This is a genomic window from Streptomyces luteolifulvus (assembly GCF_008806595.1).
GTDB classification, from domain to species: domain Bacteria; phylum Actinomycetota; class Actinomycetes; order Streptomycetales; family Streptomycetaceae; genus Streptomyces; species Streptomyces luteolifulvus.
In genome coordinates this window covers 185,138-201,572 of sequence record NZ_VZRB01000009.1, presented here as the reverse complement: position 1 = coordinate 201,572, position 16,435 = coordinate 185,138, and the positions used below count along the sequence as shown (strand labels likewise).

The 16,435-nt window shown below is 68.9% G+C and carries 14 protein-coding genes and 2 tRNA genes; 11 read left to right on the top strand and 5 right to left on the bottom strand.

The window, feature by feature from the left end; genetic code table 11:
• Positions 1-59 precede the first annotated feature (59 nt).
• Positions 60-782 carry a hypothetical protein gene (locus F7R91_RS16010; RefSeq protein ID WP_150949257.1) on the bottom strand — a complete coding sequence of 241 codons (723 nt, stop codon included), beginning with the start codon at positions 780-782 and terminating at the stop codon, positions 60-62.
• Between the two features lie 257 nt (positions 783-1,039).
• Here F7R91_RS16010 and F7R91_RS16005 point away from each other — a divergent pair, with 257 nt between their 5' ends.
• Positions 1,040-2,923 carry a serine/threonine-protein kinase gene (locus tag F7R91_RS16005; RefSeq protein WP_230989796.1) on the top strand — a complete coding sequence of 628 codons (1,884 nt, stop codon included), beginning with the start codon at positions 1,040-1,042 and terminating at the stop codon, positions 2,921-2,923.
• Between the two features lie 52 nt (positions 2,924-2,975).
• On the opposite strand, the gene F7R91_RS16000 is transcribed toward F7R91_RS16005, so the two are convergent.
• Positions 2,976-4,424, bottom strand: a complete 1,449-nt coding sequence (locus tag F7R91_RS16000) for an amino acid permease (protein ID WP_150949252.1) — start codon at positions 4,422-4,424, stop codon at positions 2,976-2,978.
• A 206-nt stretch (positions 4,425-4,630) separates the two neighbouring features.
• On the opposite strand from F7R91_RS16000, the gene F7R91_RS15995 reads away from it, so the two are divergent.
• Together F7R91_RS15995 and F7R91_RS15990 are read left to right on the top strand one after the other, a co-directional pair.
• The gene (locus F7R91_RS15995) at positions 4,631-5,116 is read left to right on the top strand and encodes a ribose-5-phosphate isomerase (RefSeq protein ID WP_150949249.1); all 486 of its coding nucleotides are present in this window, start codon (positions 4,631-4,633) and stop codon (positions 5,114-5,116) included.
• 77 nt (positions 5,117-5,193) lie between these two features.
• The gene (locus F7R91_RS15990; RefSeq protein WP_150949247.1) at positions 5,194-6,003 is read left to right on the top strand and encodes an Fpg/Nei family DNA glycosylase; all 810 of its coding nucleotides are present in this window, start codon (positions 5,194-5,196) and stop codon (positions 6,001-6,003) included.
• 7 nt (positions 6,004-6,010) lie between these two features.
• On the opposite strand, the gene F7R91_RS15985 is transcribed toward F7R91_RS15990, so the two are convergent.
• Positions 6,011-7,240, bottom strand: a complete 1,230-nt coding sequence (locus tag F7R91_RS15985; RefSeq protein WP_150949245.1) for a GNAT family N-acetyltransferase — start codon at positions 7,238-7,240, stop codon at positions 6,011-6,013.
• 162 nt (positions 7,241-7,402) lie between these two features.
• Here F7R91_RS15985 and F7R91_RS15980 point away from each other — a divergent pair, with 162 nt between their 5' ends.
• Positions 7,403-8,584, top strand: a complete 1,182-nt coding sequence (locus F7R91_RS15980) for a PP2C family protein-serine/threonine phosphatase (protein WP_150949242.1) — start codon at positions 7,403-7,405, stop codon at positions 8,582-8,584.
• 31 nt (positions 8,585-8,615) lie between these two features.
• Positions 8,616-9,080: an HD domain-containing protein gene (locus F7R91_RS15975; protein WP_225320668.1), complete on the top strand. Its 465-nt coding sequence runs from the start codon at positions 8,616-8,618 to the stop codon at positions 9,078-9,080.
• Between the two features lie 66 nt (positions 9,081-9,146).
• On the opposite strand, the gene F7R91_RS15970 is transcribed toward F7R91_RS15975, so the two are convergent.
• Positions 9,147-10,370: an acyltransferase family protein gene (locus F7R91_RS15970; protein WP_150949239.1), complete on the bottom strand. Its 1,224-nt coding sequence runs from the start codon at positions 10,368-10,370 to the stop codon at positions 9,147-9,149.
• 512 nt (positions 10,371-10,882) lie between these two features.
• On the opposite strand from F7R91_RS15970, the gene F7R91_RS15965 reads away from it, so the two are divergent.
• Complete coding sequence (locus tag F7R91_RS15965) at positions 10,883-11,077, top strand: hypothetical protein (protein WP_150949237.1); 195 nt, start codon at positions 10,883-10,885, stop codon at positions 11,075-11,077.
• A gap of 113 nt (positions 11,078-11,190) precedes the next feature.
• On the opposite strand, the gene F7R91_RS15960 is transcribed toward F7R91_RS15965, so the two are convergent.
• Positions 11,191-11,261: transfer RNA gene (locus tag F7R91_RS15960), tRNA-Gly, on the bottom strand.
• A 170-nt stretch (positions 11,262-11,431) separates the two neighbouring features.
• Between F7R91_RS15960 and F7R91_RS15955 the strand changes: the two genes are divergently transcribed.
• From F7R91_RS15955 to clpX, 5 genes are all read left to right on the top strand, one after another.
• Positions 11,432-11,508 (top strand) — tRNA-Pro (locus F7R91_RS15955).
• A gap of 366 nt (positions 11,509-11,874) precedes the next feature.
• Complete coding sequence (gene tig / locus F7R91_RS15950) at positions 11,875-13,266, top strand: trigger factor (RefSeq protein ID WP_150949234.1); 1,392 nt, start codon at positions 11,875-11,877, stop codon at positions 13,264-13,266.
• Positions 13,267-13,600: 334 nt separating this feature from the next.
• The gene (locus F7R91_RS15945; protein ID WP_331000564.1) at positions 13,601-14,221 is read left to right on the top strand and encodes an ATP-dependent Clp protease proteolytic subunit; all 621 of its coding nucleotides are present in this window, start codon (positions 13,601-13,603) and stop codon (positions 14,219-14,221) included.
• A gap of 50 nt (positions 14,222-14,271) precedes the next feature.
• A complete protein-coding gene (locus tag F7R91_RS15940; RefSeq protein WP_150949228.1) occupies positions 14,272-14,952 on the top strand; it encodes an ATP-dependent Clp protease proteolytic subunit in 681 nt (226 codons plus the stop codon).
• Between the two features lie 170 nt (positions 14,953-15,122).
• Positions 15,123-16,412: an ATP-dependent Clp protease ATP-binding subunit ClpX gene (gene clpX, locus F7R91_RS15935; protein ID WP_150949225.1), complete on the top strand. Its 1,290-nt coding sequence runs from the start codon at positions 15,123-15,125 to the stop codon at positions 16,410-16,412.
• Positions 16,413-16,435 lie beyond the last annotated feature (23 nt).

Below are 16,435 nucleotides of genomic sequence, written 5' to 3'. Positions count from 1 at the left end.
TGCAGGAGGGCGGGAGCGCGCTGGCGCTCCCGCCCTCCTGATGGTTGCCGCTCCTTCGTTCAGCCCTGCTGCTCCCGCGGCCGCCGCTGCGACCACCACAGTCCGGCGGCGCCCGCCGTCAGCAGCCCCGCGCCCGTCAGTCCCAGGGGCAGGACGTCGCGTCCGACACCGGTCTTGGGCAGTTCGTCGCCGCCGGGTGCCACCGGCTTGTTGTCGGTGCCGAGCAGCAGCGGGGTGGCCGGGGCGTTGGGGGACGGGTTCGTCGTACCGAACGGAACCGGGCCCTGCTGCCAGTACGTCTTCTTCCCGTCGGCGGCCTGCACGGGCAGACAGATCTTTCCGGTCTTGCCCAGGTCGAATGTCGCGTCGACGGCGTACGACTTCGACTGGCCGGCCGCGAGATTGTCGAGGGGGCAGGCGAAGCCGCTGTTCGAGCCCTCCGGCAGATTCTTTTCGTCGATCGGAGAGCAGCCTTGAACGTTCTTGACCGTCAGGCCGTCGAAACCGACGACCAAAAGCTGGATCTTTCCGCTGTCCTTTGTCCCCTCGTTCTTCACCGTGGCGGTAATCGCCGTCTTTTGCGAGCTGTTGTCGACCGAGATCTTCTCAGGCAGCAGCGTGGTCAGCTCCACGCCCGCCGGCGCCTCGTCGACGGCCTTTCCCCCCTTGCTGCTTCCAGGTCCCTGGTCGTCCGCGCCGGCGGCGCTGGAAAGGATCATCACGGCCGAGAAAGATGCCGCGACCAGCGATCCGGCGATGGTCGTCGTGCGACGAGAACTCATGTTCGTCCCCCTTGGCTGCGCCTGAATTCGCAGTACTTGAAGAGGTACCACAAGATTTCTCCGCACTATGCTGGTACGGCATGAAGTGTGACCATTGTGTTTCAGTAGGGGCGTTGGCGGGGTCGCAGGGATCGTAGAGATCGCCGAGGGGGTGCAGCGGATTGCCGGGGAATACGGGAAACACGAGGAGCGGCGGGGCTCCAGGGTCACTGGTGACGGGGCGTTATCGACTGGTCGAAAGTATCGGGCAAGGGGGAATGGGGCGGGTGTGGCGAGCCGCCGACGAAATGCTCGACCGGCAGGTCGCCGTGAAAGAGATGCGCATCGACGGCCTCGACGCGGAGGACGCCCGTACCCGCCGTGAACGCACCCTGCGCGAGGCCAGGGCGACCGCGCGCATAGACCATCCCAATGTCGTGCGCGTCTACGACGTCGTCGACGAGGGCGAACGCCTGTGGATCGTCATGGAGTTGGTCGCCGGCCGCTCCCTCGAACGCATACTGGCGGAGGAGGGACCACTGGGCCCGTGCGAGACCGCCCGCTATGGGCTGGGGCTGGTGGAAGCACTGCGGCAAGTGCACGCGCGCGGCGTACTGCACCGGGACATCAAGCCCGGCAACGTCCTGGTGGAGCACGGCGCACGACGGATCGTGCTCACGGACTTCGGCATCGCCGCGATCCAGGACGCCAAGGCGCTCACCATGGTCGGCATGCTCGTCGGCTCGCCGGACTACATGGCCCCCGAGCGCATCTCCGGCCGCCCGCAGGGCCCGCCGTCCGACGTGTGGTCACTGGGTGCGACGCTCTGCGCGGCCCTGGGCGGCCGCTCCCCCTTCTCCCGCGACACGACTCTGGCGACGCTGCACGCGGTGCTCTACGAGGAGCCCGAACTCCCCGCCGCGGCGGGGCCGCTGCGCGAGATCCTGTCCGCCCTCCTGGAGAAGGACCCCTCGGTACGTCCCTCCCTGGACGACCTGGAAGCGGCCCTGCGCTCGGTCGCCTTCCCGCCATCCACACCGACCTTGCCGGTGGGGGTGGCGGAGCCACCGGAGAGTTCCGAGGGCCTCGATCCGCGTATGAGCCCTGAGGCCACGGCGTCGGGGGACTTGCCTTCCGCGGACTTCCAGAAGCCGAGGCCCACCCCGGTCGCCCTGGACGCCCGCGCGATACCCCTCGTAGCTGATCCGAGGCAGCCCGCGCCCGAGCCGGTGAGCGACGTGATCCCGCCGTCTCCCCCCGTCCCGCCCGAGGAAGAGCAGCGTTCCACCCACGACTTCGGCCTGGTCCGTGCGCCCGCACCCTCTCCCACCGTCCCACCGGAACCCGCCCCCGCACCCCTGGAGGAGCACCCGCAACCGCTGCCCGACGTCCCCGCGACACTCCCCGAACGCTCCGCCCCACACATCGCACTCACCGCACCCGGCCACCCCGTCCCCCGACACCCCGTCCCCCGACACCGCGGCTCCTCCACCGAGCCCGCCCCGGCGGAGTTGCCCGGCCCCCCTGTTCCGGTCGACCCACGGCCTGGTCGTCGTCGTACGGTGCTCGCCGCCGTGGGTGCAGTCGCCGCCGGAGCCGTCGTCGCGATCGTCCTCGCCGCGAACTCCGGGTCGTCCGGCGACAACCGGGCGGGGCCCTCCAAGTCCCCCGCCGTCTCCGCGAGCACCCCGGGCGACAGCCCGTCGTCCACCGTCGAGGGCACGACCAGGCCGCGGACGCTGCCGCCGGGCGTGCACGAGGAGGCGGGCGGCTTCGCGTGGGCGACGCCCAAGGGCTGGCGGCGTGATGTGAAGACGGGCGCCGAGGTGCACTACACCTCACCGGACGGGAGGCAGGAGCTCGCGGCCAAGTCGTCCCTTGCGCGCGGCGATCTGATGGGCACCTGGCAGACCTCGGAGGAGAACGCCCGTCAGGGCAGGGACTACCACAAGATCCGCCTGGAGAAGACGACGTTCCGCGGCCAGGAGGCGGTGGTCTGGGAGTACACGTTCACGCTCGAGGGCGTCCCCTGGCACGCCCGTCTGCTGGGCTTCAACAAGAGCGGAAAGTCGTACCAGATCAACACCTGGTACCAGCCGGACATCGAACAGCAGGCACTCAGGACCTACGGAAACGTGAGGGACAGCTTCACGGTCCTTTGACCGCAGCGGGGCCCGTGGTGCGCGCACCACGGGCCCCCGGCCGGCTCATGTACTAGTCGAGCACCTTCACACCCGCGGGCCGGCCGCCCCGGATCTTCTCCTTCACGACGGCGATGACCAGCACGACCGCCGCGACGAGCAGCGACAGCAGCACGGTCTCGCGTCCGTCGTGCTCCGTGTCCGTGAGCATGTAGCCGAGGACGAAGACGATCAGCGCGGCCGTCGCCCAGGTCAGATACGGGTACAGCCACATCTTCACGACCAGCTTCTCCGGCGACTCCGCCTGGATGATCTTCCGCATCCGCAGCTGGGAGAAGCAGATCACCAGCCAGACGAACAGGGCGACCGCACCGGAGGAGTTGACCAGGAAGAGGAAGACCGAGTCCGGGAACTTGTAGTTGAAGAAGACGGCCACGAAGCCGAACACGACCGACGCGACGATCGCCGCCAGCGGCACCCCACGGGACGTGGTCTTCGCGAACACCTTCGGCGCGTCGCCCCGCCGGCCGAGCGAGAAGGCCATGCGGGAGGCGGTGTAGAGGCCGGAGTTGAGGCAGGACAGCACCGAGGTCAGCACGATGAAGTTCATGATCTGACCGGCGTGCGCGATGCCGAGGGAGTCGAGGGCGGCGACGTAGGAGCCCTGCTCGGCGATGGCCTTGGAGTCCCACGGCAGCAGGGTGACGACGACGAAGATCGAGCCGAGGTAGAAGACGCCGATACGCCAGATGATGCTGTTGGTGGACTTGGTGACGGCCCGCTGCGGGTCCTCGGACTCGCCGGCGGCCAGGGTCGCGATCTCGCTGCCCATGAAGGAGAAGACGACGAGCAGCACACCGGTGAGGATGGCGCCGGGTCCGTTGGGCAGGAAGCCGCCGTGGCCGGTGAGGTTGCCGAGGCCGGCCTGCTCGCTGTCGACGCCCGGCAGCACGCCGAACACCGCGAGCCCGCCGACGACGATGAACGCGCCGATCGCCACGACCTTGATCCCGGCGAACCAGAACTCGAACTCGCCGTAGGAGCCGACGGACACGAGGTTGGTGGCGGTCAGCACCACCATCACGATGAGCGCCCAGCCCCACTGCGGGACGGCGGGAATCCACCCTTCGAGGATGCTCGCTCCGGCGGTGGCCTCCACGGCCAGCACGACGACCCAGAAGAACCAGTAGAGCCAGCCGATGGAGAACCCGGCCCAGCGGCCGAGGGCACGGTCGGCGTGCGCGGAGAAGGAGCCGGAGGTGGGGTTGGCGGCGGACATCTCGCCGAGCATGCGCATCACGAGGACGACGAGCGTGCCGACGAGGGCGTACGACAGCAGGATGCCGGGTCCCGCGGTGGCGATGCCGGAGCTGGATCCGACGAACAGGCCTGCTCCGATGACGCCACCGATGGCGATCATCGACAGATGGCGGTTCTTGAGTCCTGCCTGGAGGCCGCTGCCGGGTTCGCCGGGGGCTCCATGGGCGTGACCGGCCTTCGGGAGGGTCGGCTGCGTGGTCATGGACGGAATTCCTTTGCGCCGAGTGAGCTGTCTCCCGTACGAGCGGCGTACGGGCCGGACCAGTGAATCGGAGGCAAATGGATTCGTGAACCTTTGAATCCAGATCGTTACTTGAGGTTTGCTTGAGGTTCTGTGGTTCACCTCATGGTTTCCTTGGTCAAACCCCCGGCGCTGCTGCCCTGAAACAGGCGTGTCACACTCGGACCATGCGCGTGTATCTCGGCTCCGACCATGCCGGCTTTGAACTCAAGAACCACCTCGTCGAGTGGCTCAAGGCGGCCGGCCACGACCCCGTGGACTGCGGTCCGCACATCTACGACGCCCAGGACGACTACCCGCCGTTCTGCCTGCGTGCCGCCGAGCGGACGGCCGCGGACCAGGACGCCCTCGGCGTCGTGATCGGCGGCTCCGGCAACGGCGAGCAGATCGCCGCGAACAAGGTCAAGGGCGTGCGTGCGGCGCTGGCCTGGAGCGAGGAGACCGCGTCGCTCGGCCGACAGCACAACAACGCCAACGTCGTCGCGGTGGGCGCGCGCATGCACACCCGGGAGGAGGCGACGAAGTTCGTCGAGACCTTCCTGGGCACCCCGTTCTCGGGGGACGAGCGTCATATCCGCCGTATCGACATGCTGGCGGAGTACGAGGCGACGGGCGACCTGCCGCCGATCCCGGCGCACCACCCGCAGCAGTAGGCGGTTTTTTCGAGCCCCGCCCGTCAACGGACCGAGACGGGCGGGTGGGTGGCAAGGACTGGGAAGGACACGGCCAGGTGCCAGAAGGGCACACGATCCACCGACTCGCGCAGGACTACGGCACCGCCTTCGCCGGCGCGGCAGCGCATGTCAGCAGTCCACAGGGCAAGTTCACCGACGCCGCCGCCCTCCTCGACGGCACACCCCTGCACACCGCCGACGCCCACGGCAAGCACCTGTTCCTCGGGTTCCGGGACGCCGACTGGATCCATATCCACCTCGGCCTCTTCGGCAAGGTCACCTTCGGCCCGGCCCCCGCGCCCCCGCCCACGGACACCGTCCGGCTCCGCCTCGCCAACAGCACCTCGTACGTCGATCTCCGCGGCCCCACCACCTGCGCCCTGATCACGGACGCCGAGAAACAGGCGATACACGACCGGCTCGGCCCGGACCCGCTGCGCCCGGACGCCGACCCGCGCGCGGCATACCGGCGGATCTCCCGCAGCCGTACGACCATCGCCGCCCTGCTGATGGACCAGAAGGTCATCGCCGGTGTCGGCAACGTCTACCGCGCCGAGGTCCTCTTCCGGCACCGCATGGATCCGTACCGGGCGGGCAGGGATGTCACTCCGGACGAGTGGGACGCGATCTGGGCCGACCTGGTCGGGCTGATGCGCGAGGGTGTCCGCAACAACCGCATCGACACCGTCCGCCCGGAACACACTCCGGAGGCGATGGGCCGCCCGCCGCGCGTGGACGACCACGGCGGCGAGGTCTACGTCTACCGCAGGGCGAACCTGCCCTGTCACATCTGTGGCGGCGAGATCCGCACCGCCGATCTCGCCGCCCGCAACCTCTTCTGGTGCCCGGGCTGCCAGCAGGGGTGAGGCGGGGTCAGAAGCCGTGCGGCAGCCAGGGCGCGACGGTCGATCCGAATCCGACCGCGGCCTCCGTGAGCGCCCCCTGCCGCAGCTCCCGCACCCGCCCGGCCGCGCCCAGCGCACCGAGGCTCACACCGCCGAGGTAGGCCGCTCCCAACTCCCGTACGGACAGAGCCAGATCGGGAGTGTCCCGGGTGCGCTCGCAGGACGCGCCCTTGGCGTCGCCCGCGAGCCGCCAACGCCCCGTGTTCCACGGGCAGAAGGCGTCCTCCACCTCGAACACGACGTCCACCGGCGCCTGGTACGTCCGCGCCTCCAGCGCGGCCCCCACGTCCACCAGCCGGAGGTGCAGCGAGTCGCGCACCAGCAGCGAGCAGCGCCGGATGTCGGACACCAGGTACTGCCACGGCTCGTCGACCGGCCGGCGCGGCGCGTCGACTGTCGACGTCAGGTCGATGTCGAACAGGAACCGCCACAGCGCCGCGTGCGCCGCCGCGTCCAGCGCGTCCACGTCCTGCGCCAGCACCGTGCCCTTGGGGCCCGCCGGTTCCCAGTCCGCCCTGATCCGGAAGCGCGCGTACCCGACGACCTCCCCGTCCCGCTCCGCGACCACGCACTGGAGCGGAGACGCACCCTCCCGGCTGCTCTCCGGGTCCAGCAGCCACAGCCGCTCCCAGCCGGGAATCCGGGCCACCATCCCGGGCCGCCGCGCCACCAGTTGTGCGTAGACGGCCTCGCACGCGTCGATCACGTCGGCGGGCTCGGCGTACCGCAGCCGTACGTCGTCCGTGCCGGGCGGCACCGTCAGCCGGACCCGGCCGGTATCGATCCGGGCGTTGACATGGTGCGTCGCGGCGGCGTACCCGAACCGTCCGTAGATCTCGGGTTCGGAGGCCGTCAGCACGGCCAGCGGCTCGCCCCAGGAGCGTACGTCGTCCAACTGCCGCCGCATCATGGACGTCAGCACCCCGCGCCGGCGGTGCGTCGCGGCCACGCCGACCATGGTGACGCCTGCGGACGGGACGGAGGCGCCGCCGGGCACGGTCAGCCGGAAGCTGAACGCCCCCGCCGAGCCGATGCACGCGTCACCGTCCCAGACGCCGATGGAACGGTCCGTCTCGGTGAGTTCGCGGAACAGCGCCCGCTGCTCGGCCGCTTCGGGGATTCCCCCGAAGGCACGGAGCAGGCTGGTGTACCACTCGTCCCATTCGTCCTGCCGCAGCACCCGCAGATCAGTCCCCATGCTCCATGCCTATCAGGGCATTGCGGGACGAGCGAGCGAATTTCGCCCTGGCGGCGACGTGACGGCTTTCGGTGAAGTTCACTGTGAAGTTGAGTCTCGGACGGGGGACAAGTGGGACCTCCCGTGCCAAGAAGCTGGTCCGATGGATAGGGTCCCGAACTAATGGCAGCAGGACGAGAACGGCGCGCAGAAGCCGAGACGTTCGCGGCCCGGTTGAGGATGGAGTGGCACCGGGCCCGGGTCGGCCTGCGCAGAAGCGCCGTGGACTACTTCCGCGGGGACGGCTCGGACTGGGTCGCGCTGGCCGGACTGCTCGTCACGGTCCCGCTGATCGCGGCCACGACGCTCGCCAACTCGGTCTGGTGCTCCCCGGCCGCGCTGGTCCTGCCCATCGTCGCGGGCGGCCTGCTGCTGCGCCCGGCGAGCCTGCTCGGCCTGTACGCGGCCGCGGCGACCGCGCTGATCGTGGAGTCGGTGCAACTGGGCCCGTACACCGAGGGCCCGTCCCGGGTCACACCGGGCGTGGTCCTCGTCGTCGCCGCCTGCGGGTTCTTCGGTCTGCTGATCGCCCAGTTCCGCAGCCGGGTCGGCGTGCCCTGGCGGCGCGGCGGCACCATGCTGTTCGACCTGCGCGAACGCATCCGGGTGCAGAGCAAGCTCCCCAAGCTGCCGCAGGGCTGGCACCGGGAGATGGCGCTGCGGCCGGCGGGCGGCCAGTCCTTCTCCGGCGACTTCGTCGTCGCGGCCCGTACCAACGGCGGCCGCACCGTCGAAGTCGTGCTGACCGATGTGTCCGGAAAGGGCATGGACGCGGGCTCGCGCGCCCTGTTGCTGTCGGGCGCCTTCGGCGGCCTGCTGGGCTCGCTGCCCCCGCACGCCTTCCTCCCGGCCGCCAACGGCTATCTGCTGCGCCAGGACTGGGACGAGGGCTTCGCGACCTCCATCCATCTCGTCCTCGACCTGGACTCCGGCGACTACGAGCTCTACTCCGCCGGGCATCCGCCGGGCCTCCAGCTCAGCGCCGGCAGCGGCCGCTGGGAGGAGAAGGCGGCCGAGGGACCGCTGCTGGGTGTGTACGACGGTGCCCAGTTCGACCCCGTGAAGGGATCGCTCCGTCCGGGTGACGTGTTGATGCTGTTCACGGACGGACTGGTGGAAACGTCCGACCGCGACATAGTCGAGGGCATCGACCGCCTCACCGGCGAGGCCGACCGCTACGTCGCCGGCGGCTTCCACGGAGCCGCCTGGCACCTCATCGAGGCGGTCGCACGAGACGTCAACGACGACCGCGCCCTGCTCCTGATCTGCCGCGAGGGACCGACCACCACGACCGCGCCACGCTAGGGCCGTCCGTCCGGCGAGGGACACTGGAGGGGTGACCGAGATCTCCCGAACCTCCTTGACCCTGGCCGAAGTCGAGGCCGTCGCGCGTGCCGCGCACGGGGGGCAGACCGACAAGGCCGGACGGCCCTACGCCGAACACCTCCAAGCCGTTGCGGAGGGCGTACGGGCCCGCGCCGGTGACGAGGAGCAGATCGCCGCCGCCTGGCTGCACGACGCCGTCGAGGACGACGCGCTCTCCGCGCGGTGGCTGGAGGAGGCCGCACTGAGCCGCCGTACCAAGGACATCGTGCTCGCGGTCACCAAGCGGGCCGGGGAGCCGCCCGAGGCGTACGCCGCGCGCATTCTCGCCACGCCCGGCGCGCTGCTGGTGAAGGAGGCGGACCTGGCGCACAACGCGGACCCGGCGCGTCTCGCGGTGCTCGACGAGGCCACCCGCACCCGCCTGACCGAGAAGTACGCCGGCATGCGCGCACTGCTCGGTCTGGTGGGCGACTGAGTCGGCGACGACTGACGGCCGCCCGCGCGGGGACCTGCCGCCTACGCCGCGACCGGGCCCTACCGCCTACGCGGGGACCTTCTCGCGGCGCCCGCCCCGCTCCCGCTCCCGGGCGAGCTCCGCCGCGTCCCGCTTGAATGCCCACTCCATGCTCGGCTCCATCGCGAACCGGAAGATCCGCTGCACGGGCCGGGTGCACAGCAGTGTGACGGCGGCCGCCGCCAGGACGGTCAGGAGGATCTCGCCCAGCGGCCGGTGCAGCGCGGGGTGGTCGAACCAGCCCGCGTAGTCGCCGCCCTTGATCAGGAAGCCGTGCAGCAGATAGCCGTACAGCGTGCCCGAGCCGAGCGCGGTGAACCACATGCTCCGGCCGGGCACCCAGGCGAAGAAGCACGCGGTCAGCAGCAGTGAGCAGCCGAACATCGCGAGCACCATCACCGGGCCCGTCCACCACGGCGCACCCAACTCCTGAACGGCGTCACGGTGGTAGAACCACGCAGTGTTCATGCGCGGCACCGCCCACCAGCCGACGGCCAGCGCGATCATGAACACCGGCACCGCCAGGATCCGCACCGACCGCCGGCGCACCAGCCGGAAGTGCTCGGGCTTCATGCACAGACCGAGCACGAAGTACGGCAGGAACTGCAGCACCCGCTGAAGATCCAGGTCATTGCCGATGTCCGGGGTGACGGACGCCAGCATGGCGATGCCCAGCGCGAGCGGAAGCGGGTGGCGCACCAGCTTCCACAGGGGGGTCGTCATCCGCCAGATGAACAGCGCACACAGGAACCAGGTCAGATACCAGGGGTCGAGGAGGCTGATCTCCGCGTGCGGGGCGTCACCGACGACGCGCTTGAAGACGGAGTACGCGGTCTCGAAGACGATGTACGGCACGGCGACGCCGGTGACCAGCCGCTTCAGCCGGTCGGGGCGCATGTCGAAGCTGCGCGAGAAGAAGCCGGAGATGATGATGAACGCCGGCATGTGGAAGGAGTACACGACCGTGTACACGCCCTCCAGGATCCGGCTGTCGTCCTTGAGCGGCTCCCAGGCGTGAGCCATCGCCACGAGCACGATCGCCAGGTACTTGGCGTTGTCGAAGAACGCGTCGCGCTGCCCGGACTGTCTGTTCGGGGCGCTCTGCGAGCTTGACGAGGTTGGCGAGGTTCGCGAGCTCTGCCGGTTCTTGCTGTTCCGCGGCGAGCGCGGACTCGGCACTCCGTCGGCCGGCGACTGTGCCGGGGGGAGCGGCGCTCGGTTGCGGCCGGGGGACGAGGCGGCGTGGAACATTTGAGGCACCCTAGCGTTCACTGAGCGTTTCCGTAAAACCCTCGACGTCATTCCTGCTTATCGGCTCCGCGTACCCCCGATTTGGCGAAGTCGGCATCGTTGTCGACGTGATGGCCGACACATCTCCAAAGAAGTCACCGGTGCCCCGATTTGCACGCTGATTGTCACGATTCATCCCGACTAAATGGTGCATAAAGTAACCCTTCCGACGGGCCTGCGTATGACCTCGATGAACCTGCGGCAACAATTCGAAATCGCTGCGAACACGGTGTGTGGACACCGAAACCATCCCGTCGAATTCCCCGTGCGGGTGCGCCATCGAATTACTGTGCGGGGCGCGGTCGGCGGGCCCGTGCCGCGCGGGCGTGTGTGCCGGTTCCGGTCCAAGACGGTCAACGATGCGTCACGCGTCGCATATGCGGGCCGCGTTGGTGGCACGATGGTTCTGGCGGGGGTGCACGGGGTTGCATCCCCGGGCCGGGAGAGCGGACCGACCGAGGGTGTGATCAGTTGTGGCCATTTCACTGTCTGTGGTGCTGCTGTTGGCGATCATCCTGGTGGTGTTGATCCGAGGCGGCTCACTCAAGGCCGGCCCGGCCGTGGTCGCGGTGCTCTTCGGCTTCTTTCTCGCCTCGACCGGCATGGCCGACGACATCCAGCGGTTCCTCGACTCGATAGCCGAGACGATCAACTCGATCCAGTTCTAGCCGGTCCCGGGGTCCGGCACCCCGGGGTGAAAACCACACAAAAAGGGATCGGGCAACCAGGCAAAAGGCCTCCGGCCGATCCCTGACGGGGACCGGCCGGAGGCCTTTCTCGGAGCGGGCGACGGGAATCGAACCCGCGTAGCTAGTTTGGAAGACTAGGGCTCTACCATTGAGCTACGCCCGCGCAGGGCACACCGCGGACCCGTTGATCGCGGCGGCACTTCAGGCATCGTAGCGGGTTGTCGCCCCTCATCGCACACCCCGTTCCCGTCCGCGTCGGCTCGCACGGCGGCGCCCGTGAAATGCGGCAGCCGCGCTGCCTGCGGGCATGTACCCTACGTGTCGCACACCAGACGGGGTGTGGCGCAGCTTGGTAGCGCGTCCGCTTTGGGAGCGGAAGGCCGTGGGTTCAAATCCCGCCACCCCGACCACTGTCCCCGGCTGTCCCCGGCCGGGGTCCCGCCACCCCTTGGTCGTCTTGGACGTCTCGGTCGTCGGACCGATCGTCCCGGCTGTCAAGCCGACCGTCCCGGCCGTCAAAGCCGCTCCTGGCCGTCGAACCGGTCGTGATCGACCGTTACCGGTCGTCCATCGGTCGTCCACCGGCCGTCACCGGCCGTCACCGGCCACGCGCGGGCCCACCCCGCCTGATCGCCTTTGGGGCGTGTCCTCGCTGCCGTTACTATGCAAGCTGCACGCCCGTGTGTCTCACCTCTGAAGTCCTCCGGGCGGCGAAATCCGCCGGACCAGTCTGGCCCCGGCAGAAACCAAGAAGTCAGCCACAAGGAGACCGAACCGTGAAGAGCGCCGTGGAGACCCTGAACCCGACCCGGGTTCGGCTCACTGTCGAGGTGCCCTTCGAGGAGCTCAAGGACAGCCTCGACGCGGCGTACAAGAAGATCAACCAGCAGGTCACGGTGAAGGGCTTCCGGAAGGGCAAGATCCCGGCGCGCGTCATCGACCAGCGGTTCGGCCGCGGTGCGGTCCTGGAGGAGGCGGTCAACGACGCGCTTCCGAAGTTCTACACGGAGGCGGTCAACGAGGCCGAGCTCAACGTCCTGGGCCAGCCCGAGGTCGACATCACCGAGCTGAAGGACGGCGAGACGCTGAACTTCACCGCCGAGGTCGACGTCCGCCCCGCCATCGAGATCCCGGACTACTCCGGCATCGAGGTCGAGGTCGACGCCGTCGAGGTCACCGACGAGGACATCGACAAGTCGGTCGAGCAGCTCCGCGAGCGCTTCGCCTCCACCTCCCCGGTCGAGCGCGCCGCCGAGGACGGCGACGTCGTCACCATCGATCTGGAGGCCAAGGTCGACGGCGAGGTCCTGGAGGACGGCGTCGCGAGCGGTGTCTCCTACACCATCGGCTCCGGCGAGCTCCTCGACGGCATCGACGACGCCGTGAAGGGCCTGGAGACCGGTGGCGAGGCCACCTTCACCTCCGAGCTCAAGGGCGGCTCGGCGGCCGGCAAGGAGGCCGAGGTCACCGTCAAGGTCACCCAGGTCGCCGCGCGCGAACTGCCCGAGCTGGACGACGAGTTCGCGCAGCTCGCCTCCGAGTTCGACACCCTCGACGAGCTCAAGGCCGACAGCCGCAAGCGCCTGGAGCACATGAAGCAGTTCGACCAGGCCACGCAGGCCCAGGAGCGCGTCCTGGAGAAACTGCTCGAGCTGGTCGAGGTCCCCGTCCCCGAGAAGCTGCTCGAGGACGAGATCAACACCCGTAAGCACAACCTCGAGCACCACCAGCTCGGTCAGATGGGCCTCGAGCTCGCGAAGTACCTGGAGATCCAGGGCAAGACCGAGGAAGAGTTCGACGCCGAGACCAAGGAAGCCGCGGTCAAGGGCATCAAGACCCAGTTCGTGCTCGACGAGCTCGTCAAGCTGGAGAAGCTCAACGTCAACCAGGAGGAGCTCACCGAGCACCTCATGCGGCGCGCGGCCTCCTCCGGCATGTCCCCCGACCAGTTCGCGCAGGCCGTGGTCGAGGGCGGCCAGGTTCCGCTCCTGGTCGGCGAGGTCGCCCGCGGCAAGGCCCTGGCCGTCGTGGTCGAGGCCGCCACGGTCAAGGACACCAACGGCGAGATCATCGACCTGGACGACGAGGACGAGGTCGAGACGGCCACGGAGACGGTCGAGGCCGCCGAGGGCACGGCCGAGGAGCCCGAGGAGAAGCCCGAGGGCTGAGCCGTACGGCACCTTCGGACACGCTTGCAGGACGGGCCCCGGGTACGTTGGTACCCGGGGCCCGTTCGTCTGCCCGAAGGGGCGCGGGGCTGTACCGGTCTGCGGCTTTGCCGCGGGGCCGCGACCAGCCACACACCACCCGCATCCGGCCACGAACCGGAGTCACACCGTCGCTACGCCCCCGGCGAACACCCCCCATACCGGGATTCCCCGAAGGGACCAGCGCGTTAGGGTCCATGAGTACGAGGGCAAGGGGACTGGAGTCCCCGGCCAAGCCCCCGGACGGGAACACGTGAGACGGCCCGGCGCCGTCGTAAGACGAGCAGGTGGATACGTGACGAATCTGATGCCCTCCGCCGCCGGCGAGCCTTCCATCGGTGGTGGCCTCGGCGACCAGGTCTACAACCGGCTGCTCAACGAGCGGATCATCTTCCTCGGCCAGCCGGTCGACGACGACATCGCGAACAAGATCACCGCGCAGTTGCTGCTCCTTGCCGCGGCGGACCCCGACAAGGACATCAACCTCTACATCAACAGCCCCGGCGGCTCGATCACGGCCGGTATGGCGATCTACGACACCATGCAGTTCATCAAGAACGACGTGGTGACGATCGCGATGGGCCTCGCCGCCTCCATGGGCCAGTTCCTGCTCAGCGCGGGCACCCCGGGCAAGCGCTTCGCGCTGCCGAATGCCGAGATCCTGATCCACCAGCCCTCCGCGGGCCTGGCCGGCTCGGCCTCCGACATCAAGATCCACGCCGAGCGGCTGCTGCACACCAAGAAGCGCATGGCGGAGCTCACGGCCCAGCACACCGGTCAGTCGTTCGAGCAGATCACCCGCGACTCCGACCGCGACCGCTGGTTCGACGCCGAGGAGGCCAAGGCGTACGGCCTCATCGACGACGTCATCACCGCGGCCGTCAACATGCCGGGCGGCGGCGGCACCGGGGCCTGAGGCCCCAGCACAGCCCCCAGCCGACCGCCTCAGCCCCTAGGAGAGAGACAGTGAACGACTTCCCCGGCAGCGGCCTGTACGACCGCACACGCGCCGAGTACACGGGTCCCGCGGCGGAGTCCCGTTACGTCATCCCGCGCTTCGTCGAGCGCACCTCGCAGGGCATCCGCGAGTACGACCCGTACGCGAAGCTCTTCGAGGAGCGCGTGATCTTCCTCGGCGTCCAGATCGACGACGCCTCCGCCAATGACGTCATGGCGCAGCTCCTGTGCCTGGAGTCGATGGACCCCGACCGGGACATCTCGGTCTACATCAACAGCCCGGGCGGCTCCTTCACGGCGCTCACGGCCATCTACGACACGATGCAGTTCGTGAAGCCGGACATCCAGACGGTCTGCATGGGCCAGGCGGCCTCCGCCGCAGCGATCCTGCTGGCCGCGGGTACGCCCGGCAAGCGCATGGCGCTGCCGAACGCCCGCGTGCTGATCCACCAGCCGTACAGCGAGACCGGCCGCGGCCAGGTCTCCGACCTGGAGATCGCCGCCAACGAGATCCTCCGGATGCGCGCGCAGCTGGAGGAGATGCTGGCCAAGCACTCCACCACGCCGATCGAGAAGATCCGCGAGGACATCGAGCGCGACAAGATCCTCACGGCCGAGGAAGCGCTGTCGTACGGCCTGATCGACCAGATCATCTCCACCCGGAAGATGAACAACGCCGCCGTCCGCTGAGCGGAAGGCTGCACACGTCTGCCGCCCCTTGGCCCGGTTTGACACGTTCGACGTCAAGCGAACCGGGCCAAGGGGGGCCCGAACGGGGGGCCCGGCAAGGTACCGTCGGATTAAGGCAGCACCAGGAGCCGCTGGACCTAGGCGTCTCCCAGGCGAAGGGGAAGCACACCGTGGCACGCATCGGTGACGGCGGCGATCTGCTCAAGTGCTCGTTCTGCGGCAAGAGCCAGAAGCAGGTCAAGAAGCTCATCGCAGGGCCCGGTGTCTACATCTGCGACGAGTGCATCGATCTCTGCAACGAGATCATCGAGGAAGAACTCGCCGAGACCAGCGAGGTGCGCTGGGAGGAACTCCCGAAGCCCCGCGAGATCTACGAATTCCTCGAGGGGTACGTCGTCGGTCAGGAGGCGGCCAAGAAGGCCCTCTCGGTCGCGGTGTACAACCACTACAAGCGGGTCCAGGCCGGTGAGAACGGCGGCGCCCAAGGCCGCGACGACGCCATCGAGTTGGCGAAGTCCAACATCCTTCTGCTGGGCCCCACGGGCTCCGGCAAGACGCTCCTCGCGCAGACACTGGCGCGCATGCTCAACGTCCCCTTCGCCATCGCCGACGCCACGGCGCTGACGGAGGCGGGTTATGTCGGGGAAGACGTCGAGAACATCCTGCTGAAGCTCATCCAGGCGGCCGACTACGACGTCAAGAAGGCCGAGACGGGCATCATCTACATCGACGAGATCGACAAGGTCGCGCGGAAGAGTGAAAACCCTTCCATCACCCGCGATGTGAGCGGTGAAGGCGTTCAGCAGGCGCTGCTCAAGATCCTCGAAGGCACGACGGCCTCGGTCCCGCCGCAGGGCGGCCGCAAGCACCCGCACCAGGAGTTCATCCAGATCGACACGACGAACGTCCTGTTCATCGTGGGCGGTGCCTTCGCCGGCCTGGAGAAGATCATCGAGTCCCGGGCGGGCGCGAAGGGCATCGGCTTCGGCGCGACGATCCGCTCCAAGCGGGAGCTGGAGGCCAAGGACCAGTTCGAGGACGTCATGCCCGAGGACCTGGTCAAGTTCGGCATGATCCCCGAGTTCATCGGCCGCCTCCCGGTCATCACCTCGGTCCACAACCTCGACCGCGAGGCGCTGCTCCAGATCCTGGTCGAGCCGCGCAACGCGCTGGTGAAGCAGTACCAGCGCCTGTTCGAACTCGACGGTGTGGAGCTGGACTTCGAGCGCGAGGCCCTGGAGGCCATCGCCGACCAGGCGATCCTCCGCCAGACGGGTGCGCGCGGTCTTCGCGCCATCATGGAGGAGGTCCTGATGTCGGTGATGTACGAGGTCCCGTCCCGCAAGGACGTGGCCCGCGTCGTCATCACAGCGGACGTCGTCCACTCGAACGTGAACCCGACCCTGATCCCCCGCGACGCCCGCAACGGCCGCGGCCCGGGCGAGCAGAAGACGGCGTAGCCGCACCGCACAGCACGCGGAAG

Bases quoted from the DNA above. Each gene is read 5' to 3' on its own strand.
- F7R91_RS16010 (WP_150949257.1), bottom strand. From the start codon at position 782: ATGAGTTCTCGTCGCACGACGACCATCGCCGGATCGCTGGTCGCGGCA.
- F7R91_RS16005 (WP_230989796.1), top strand. From the start codon at position 1,040: ATGGGGCGGGTGTGGCGAGCCGCCGACGAAATGCTCGACCGGCAGGTC.
- F7R91_RS16000 (WP_150949252.1), bottom strand. From the start codon at position 4,424: ATGACCACGCAGCCGACCCTCCCGAAGGCCGGTCACGCCCATGGAGCC.
- F7R91_RS15995 (WP_150949249.1), top strand. From the start codon at position 4,631: ATGCGCGTGTATCTCGGCTCCGACCATGCCGGCTTTGAACTCAAGAAC.
- F7R91_RS15985 (WP_150949245.1), bottom strand. From the start codon at position 7,240: ATGGGGACTGATCTGCGGGTGCTGCGGCAGGACGAATGGGACGAGTGG.
- F7R91_RS15980 (WP_150949242.1), top strand. From the start codon at position 7,403: ATGGCAGCAGGACGAGAACGGCGCGCAGAAGCCGAGACGTTCGCGGCC.
- F7R91_RS15970 (WP_150949239.1), bottom strand. From the start codon at position 10,370: ATGTTCCACGCCGCCTCGTCCCCCGGCCGCAACCGAGCGCCGCTCCCC.